This is a genomic window from candidate division KSB1 bacterium, assembly GCA_022562085.1.
GTDB lineage: Bacteria > Zhuqueibacterota > Zhuqueibacteria > Oceanimicrobiales > Oceanimicrobiaceae > Oceanimicrobium.
In genome coordinates, this window is record JADFPY010000269.1 from 1 (window position 1) to 6,413 (window position 6,413).

Below are 6,413 nucleotides of genomic sequence, written 5' to 3' on the forward strand. Positions count from 1 at the left end.
ATGGAGCCGTTCATCGATACCGTGGTGATCAGCACCATCACGGCGCTGGTGATCGTCATAAGCGGGGCCTGGCAAATCCCGGGGCTCGAGGACGTGAAGCTGACTTCCAAGGCCTTCGAGACCTCGATTGCCTGGTTCCCCTACGTATTGGCGCTGGCCGTATTCCTGTTTGGTTTTTCGACCATTATTTCCTGGGGCTATTACACCGAAAAGATCTGGACCTTCATTTTCGGTGACAGCAAGCGCTCGGTGACGACCTTCAAAACGCTCTTCTGCCTGTTGCTGATCCCGGGGGCGGTGCTCAGCGCGGCCCAGGTCTTCAATATTATCGACAGCCTGTTTTTCCTTCTGGCCATCCCCAATATCGTCGGGCTCTACATCATGGCGCCCGAACTGAAGGCCGACCTGAAGAGTTATCTGGCCAGGCTCAAATCGGGCGAGATCAAGGAAACCGTGGTGCCTGAAGTATGGCGTTGAACCCCGAAAATGGAGTGGAGGTAGCCCATGTCAATCCAGGAAGATAAGCTTTATAAGAAAGTCACTGATAGATATAAGTGGTTTGAGGATGAGGCTAAGAAGCATAGGAGGCTCAATCGAATCTTATGGTTGGGGGCTTCGATAATTTCAGTTCTTGTAGCTATAACTGCAGCATTCGACTTTACCATATTTAACGTTATTAAATCTCGGCAAATTTCAGTAATTCTTGCTTTAATCCTGCCGTTGGTCACAGGATACGTTGTGTTAAGAACTCCTGAAAAATTATGGATTCTAGAAACCAGTATTAGAAATCGCCTCAAAGATCTTAGTGTAGAGTTAGAGTTTCAATTTGAAAGAAATCCGAAATTCAATAGGCAGGATTTTGAAAAAAAGTACTTGGCTCTGATGGCTGAGTCTAATGACAAATGGGTCGATATTAAGCGAGGGGCAGGCTAATGCCTAACAAAAAATAGCTATTGGACAATGTTTGAAATCGAAATCATTACAATCTTATACAAAGTTAGATCTAATGTTTACAAAAAAGAGGGGGAAATACCAGATAGAAGCCAATTGAATCCTTCACCCATACATACGGTTGGTAACACACCAATTGTTCAACTGCATAACGACAATAGCGCAACACTTCTTTGACCTGGTGCATCAGCCTGGCATCCCCGTTTGGTTCAAATTTTTGGTTGCGTTTCATTTTGCTAACCGTTAATTTCTTTCAATTCCCTGTTACGCAATATCTCAAGATACCTGGTGGAAAAATCAATGTATTTTTCCATGCTTCATAGGATCAATATAAAAATAGCTGGAAAGTTTTCCAGTTATATGAGTTGATCGCGTGGACAATTTTCCATCCATCCACTATGTTATTGCTGTCGAACATAAATGCTCTATCATAATCCGTCTTGTGATTATTTGTCATTTTTTCTTCTACATAGTTACTTTTTCCTTGTGTGTCAATGAAAAGATTGTAATATTGGCGTGATATAAGGAAACTATACGCGCTATGCAGGCTCACGCCCCGGGCTCTCGATAGATGGTTGTGGATAAACGTCGGAACGAGGGATGCGGTGCGCTGTTTCGCCGTTAGAGTAGATTGAGTCAATGTCTCAACGCACGTTCGAGCAACTACAATGCGCATCTGACTACAGGTACGCTTATACCGCTCCAGCACCTATCCCAAGGAGGTAACTAATGCAGATTAATGCTCCCGATACCGCTTTCATGCTCGTGGCCACCGCCCTCGTGTTGATCATGACACCGGGCCTTGCCTTTTTTTATGGCGGCCTGGTAGGACGAAAGAACGTTCTGGCCATCATGATGCAGAGTTTCGTCTCTCTGGGCATTTCAACCGTGCTCTGGGTGACGGTCGGCTTCTCGCTTTGCTTCGGAAGCGACATCGGCGGCATCATTGGCAACCCGTTCGATTTCTTCTTGATGCTGGGCATTGGCGCCGGAGACGTCTACGAGGGACTGGGGATTCCCGTCTACTTGTTTGCTGCCTATCAGCTGATGTTCGCCATCATCACTCCCGCTTTGATTACCGGCGCCTTCGCCAACCGCATGACGTTCAAGGCCTATTTTACGTTCCTGGTGGGCTGGCAATTGCTGGTCTACTACCCATTCGTCCACATGGTGTGGGGCGGCGGCTGGATGGCGGATTACGGCGTACTGGACTTCGCTGGTGGCATTGTAGTTCACGTAATTGCCGGCATCGCAGCCCTTGCCACCGTGTTCTTTCTGCACGAGAGGCGTGTCTCCGAGCCGGAACCCCACAATATCCCGTTTGTTGCACTCGGCACGGCCCTGCTATGGTTCGGCTGGTTCGGCTTTAATGCCGGCAGTGCCCTCGCAGTCAACGAGATCACTGCGTTGGCGTTCATCAACACGCAGATCGGCGGTGCGTTTGCCGGCGTGACCTGGATGATCCTGGAGTGGAAGCTAAAGAAGAAACCGACACTGGTCGGGTTCTGCGTCGGTGCGGTTGCCGGCCTGGCTACCGTCACCCCGGCAGCTGGCTTCGTGGCACCCCAGGGCGCGATGTTGATCGGGATCCTCGCCGGTAGTATCCCCTATGCTGCTGTCGTGTTTCGCCAAAAGAAGAACTGGGACGACGCGCTCGACGTTTGGGGAGTCCACGGTATCGGTGGCACCGTGGGGATCCTTGCTCTTGGCCTTCTGGCTACCAAGAGCATGAATCCGGATGGGGCAGATGGCCTGTTCTACGGAGACAGCTCCTTCTTCGTGACGGAGCTGGTGGGCGTGCTGGTCGGTATCGCCTGGGCCTTCATCGTCACCTACGCCCTGCTGTGGACCATCAACAAGGTCACACCCGTACGCGTGTCGCACGCCGACGAACAGGCGGGCCTCGACAACGCTCTCCACGGAGAGACAGCCTACCTCGGCGCCGAGTAAGAATGCTTTATCGATCGGATGCAGGCAACGGCTCTCCGCAGGCGAGGGTGGGGAGATCCATAACTGGACTCACAAACAGGGACACAACAGTCATGAAAAAAAGTACTTGTAAAACCCAATCAAGCGCAGTCCGAACCATACTCATGGTCGGTGCCACGTTACTTGCGTTGGATACCGCCGCCGCTCAGGATTCTGAAGGAGCGCCTGCGCAAACACAAGCGCAGGTTGAAAGCAGCATCGGAGTCGACATGACTAACCAGTACTTCTTTCGGGGCATCGTACAGGAGAACCGGGGAGCGATTGCGCAGCCATGGATCGATTTCGTGTTCCCGCTCGGGGAAGGGCAGAACACGTCGTGGTCTTTCAATATCGGTACCTGGAACAGTCTGCACGACGGGCCGACCGGCTCGGGCGGGGCCGGAATGTCCATGCATTACGAGCTCGACGCCTACGCAGGGATCGGCGTCGACTTCGCGGAGAACTGGAGCAGCTCCGTCAGCTACGTCGTGCTCTATAGCCCGAACTCCGCGTTCGCAACGGTAAAAGAACTCGACATCTCGATTTCTTTCGATGACTCGGGCCTGTTCGGAGGAGAGTCGAGCAGCTTTTCCGGCGTTCAGCCGTCCGTGACCCTCGCCTGGGAGCTGGATGGACAGTCCGACGGCGGCGACGATGAGGGGATCTACCTCGAAGTTGGCATCGAGCCCGCGTTCGATCTCATCGACCCGGTCTCCGCTTCGTTTCCCCTTGTCACGGGTTTCAGTCTCTCGAACTATTTTGAATTCGGCACGGGGAGCGACGATTTCTTCGGATTCGCGCAAGGTGGCGTTTCGCTCTCGACCCCGCTGAACTTCGTTCCCGCCCGATTGGGCAGCTGGACCTTGAGCGGTGGGGTCAGCATCCTGTTTCTGGGCGACAATCTTGAGAAGATCAATGGCGGCGACAGCTCGGAGGTCATTCTTTCCCTCGGCCTCGGGATCGCCTTCTGAACGCCGGAAGCGCCGTCCCCAGCCAAAGCCCAACAACAAAATCAAATTCCCTGTTACGCAATATCTGAATATACCAGGTGGAAAAAAATCAATGTATTTTTTCCATGCTTCATAGGATCAATATAAAAATAGCTGGTAAGTTTTCCAGTTATATGAGTTGATCGCATGGACAATTTTCCATCGATCCACTAGGTTATGTTATGCGGCTTTTTAGATTAAGCTCGGGTAAGCATATATCGTGGATTCCTAATTACCCGTATCTCAGAAATGGCTGGAAACAGTAAGAATTGGTTGAAAATAGCCGTGTTAATTAGTGCTATAATATTTGGATTAGCACATTTCGAATGGGGCTTGATGGGTATGGTTCAAACTGGATTTATGGGATTAGCCCTTGGGATTTCATTCCTATTTGTCAAACGAAATCTTTGGGTTCTAATTCTTGCACATGCATATATGGACACGATATTAATGATTCAGATGTATTTGGGTGGAGGTTCATAAAAAAACAGATTCGTCACTTATGAATTTTTTAAATGCAGAATGGGTAGACTTAATTTTTGCTAATTATGTCGTAGAACCGGAAATATTGAATAAGTTTGTCCCTGAAAAAACAACTTTAGATTATCACGAGAATAAATGTTACCTGAGCCTCGTGGCTTTTATGTTTAGGCAAACAAGAATTTTAGGCTGTCCAATACCCTACCACAGCAATTTTGAAGAAGTCAATCTTAGGTTCTATGTGAAACCAAATTATGACTATTCAGAAAGGTCTGTAACATTTATCAAGGAAATTGTGCCGTTAAAAACTATTCCATTTGTAGCAAATAATTTTTTTAACGAAAATTATGTTGCCTTACCAATGTCACACAAAATTAGTCATCCAAATATTTCATATTCTTGGGGCAAATATTTAACAAATACATTTTCCGTTTCTTTTAGCAATACTCCAGAAATCCCCCCAAGAGGTTCTACTGAAGAATTTATCACAGAACATTATTTTGGTTTCACAAAAAATGGTTCGGAAACAATAAAATATAAAGTAAATCATCCTCAGTGGAAAGTATCAACAATTGAGTCTTACTCAATTAATGTAAACTTCTCAGAAGTATGTGGTAATGAATTCGCATTTCTTAATTCAAGTCTTCCTGAAAATGTCTGTTATGCCGTTGGCTCAAAAGTTTGTGTATCATTTCCAAGCAAACTGGCGTGACTGAGCCAGCAGTTTTTATCAATTATGGAGGAGTATTGTCATGAAGAGAGCTGCAATAATTTTGTGTTTCTATGTCATTATCTTTATTTGCTTCGCGCGGGTGCCCTTGACAAACTAAAACAAAAATCCGTGTGGCACGTGCCCCCCAATCAAGTTGAGGCCATGCTTCAGGCCGTGCTCATCCAGATGTAACCAACAGGACAAAGTTAAATTAATGACAATTCATCCCAATTCAGAACAAAGGAAAAACTAAAAGTTACGATATCCCGGGCCACGCTCATGAGCTGACTTTTTCCTGTTATCACCGTTTTCATTATCTGAACGACCCCAACTGTTGCACACTATTTATTGACGAACTTTCTCAAGCAAGAGAACATTTTTTATTCCGATGGGCCTATATACTCATGCCCAATCATGTACATCTATTTATTTACCCTACCCAGAAATTAAAAGATTTTTGACTTTAAATCCTAATTAATAACCTTAAACTATTGTAAATATTGCATACCGAATTTAGCGAGTCACAAATAAGCAACAAATTGAAGAAAAAACGGCAAAAACCAGGTAAATCAGGGTAGCAGTCAACCCACAAACAAACTCTTTAATGTCTGCAGAACAGAAAGGATGATCGGGAGGTCGGTCGTCCTGTCTTTTTCTGATTGGCTCATTTCAGCCAATCGGTTGGTATCATCAAATCGGTTGGCTGATATCAGCAAATTTTACCAGGCCGGAAAAATCACCTGAATAGCCGCTTCCTTCCTTTCATAAAACCATAAGTGTTTTTTTAACTGACAGTTAAGGGCGGTTCGGTTTTCTGGAAAATGAGCCTTCTGGAGTTTGGCATTGCCTTTGCCTATATCGTTGTTGAATTTCATTAATGATAACAAACTAAACTTTAAATCAGCTTTGATGGAGAATTTGAAATGAAAATTGTGACCAATCTAAAGCAAGTCATGACCGGTAGCATTGTCTTGATGTTCATTGCGACTTCTCTGATACTTGGACAAGAATCACAAACATTCCAAGATTCAAAATCACAAAGTGTACAGTCTGATCCGGCCGACATTAATTGGGATGATCGGTTCGACCAACTCGGTATCAGCGGTACCGTACTTGCAATGGCGGTCAGTGGAACTGATTTATATGTCGGGGGGAGTTTTACTCTGGCCGGAGCAGTAAGTGTTAGTAACATCGCAAAATGGGACGGCAGTGCCTGGACTGCTCTGGGCAGCGGCACGAATGGACTTGTGCTAGCTTTAGCAGTAGACGGTAGCGATCTATACGTCGGAGGAAATTTTACCACAGCAGGCGGC

8 protein-coding genes are annotated in these 6,413 nt (G+C 46.8%); 7 read left to right on the forward strand and 1 reads right to left on the reverse strand.

Features of this window, described 5'->3' with window-relative positions; translation table 11 throughout:
- Both IH879_17620 and IH879_17625 read left to right on the forward strand, forming a co-directional pair.
- Positions 1 to 477 (forward strand): alanine:cation symporter family protein (locus IH879_17620; protein MCH7676742.1); only part of this gene is annotated, 477 nt, incomplete at its 5' end.
- Positions 478 to 504: 27 nt separating this feature from the next.
- A complete protein-coding gene (locus tag IH879_17625; protein ID MCH7676743.1) occupies positions 505 to 933 on the forward strand; it encodes a hypothetical protein in 429 nt (142 codons plus the stop codon).
- Positions 934 to 1,003: 70 nt separating this feature from the next.
- Here the strand turns inward: IH879_17625 and IH879_17630 are convergent, their stop codons facing one another.
- Positions 1,004 to 1,183: a hypothetical protein gene (locus tag IH879_17630; protein MCH7676744.1), complete on the reverse strand. Its 180-nt coding sequence runs from the start codon at positions 1,181 to 1,183 to the stop codon at positions 1,004 to 1,006.
- Positions 1,184 to 1,680: 497 nt separating this feature from the next.
- On the opposite strand from IH879_17630, the gene IH879_17635 reads away from it, so the two are divergent.
- The 5 genes from IH879_17635 to IH879_17655 form a co-directional block, all read left to right on the forward strand.
- On the forward strand, positions 1,681 to 2,901 hold the full coding sequence (locus tag IH879_17635; GenBank protein MCH7676745.1) for an ammonium transporter: 1,221 nt from the start codon (positions 1,681 to 1,683) through the stop codon (positions 2,899 to 2,901).
- A 92-nt stretch (positions 2,902 to 2,993) separates the two neighbouring features.
- Complete coding sequence (locus tag IH879_17640) at positions 2,994 to 3,890, forward strand: hypothetical protein (protein ID MCH7676746.1); 897 nt, start codon at positions 2,994 to 2,996, stop codon at positions 3,888 to 3,890.
- A 267-nt stretch (positions 3,891 to 4,157) separates the two neighbouring features.
- Positions 4,158 to 4,391, forward strand: a complete 234-nt coding sequence (locus tag IH879_17645; GenBank protein ID MCH7676747.1) for a CPBP family intramembrane metalloprotease — start codon at positions 4,158 to 4,160, stop codon at positions 4,389 to 4,391.
- A 19-nt stretch (positions 4,392 to 4,410) separates the two neighbouring features.
- Positions 4,411 to 5,100, forward strand: a complete 690-nt coding sequence (locus IH879_17650; GenBank protein ID MCH7676748.1) for a DUF2071 domain-containing protein — start codon at positions 4,411 to 4,413, stop codon at positions 5,098 to 5,100.
- A 923-nt stretch (positions 5,101 to 6,023) separates the two neighbouring features.
- Positions 6,024 to 6,413 (forward strand): hypothetical protein (locus tag IH879_17655; protein ID MCH7676749.1); only part of this gene is annotated, 390 nt, incomplete at its 3' end.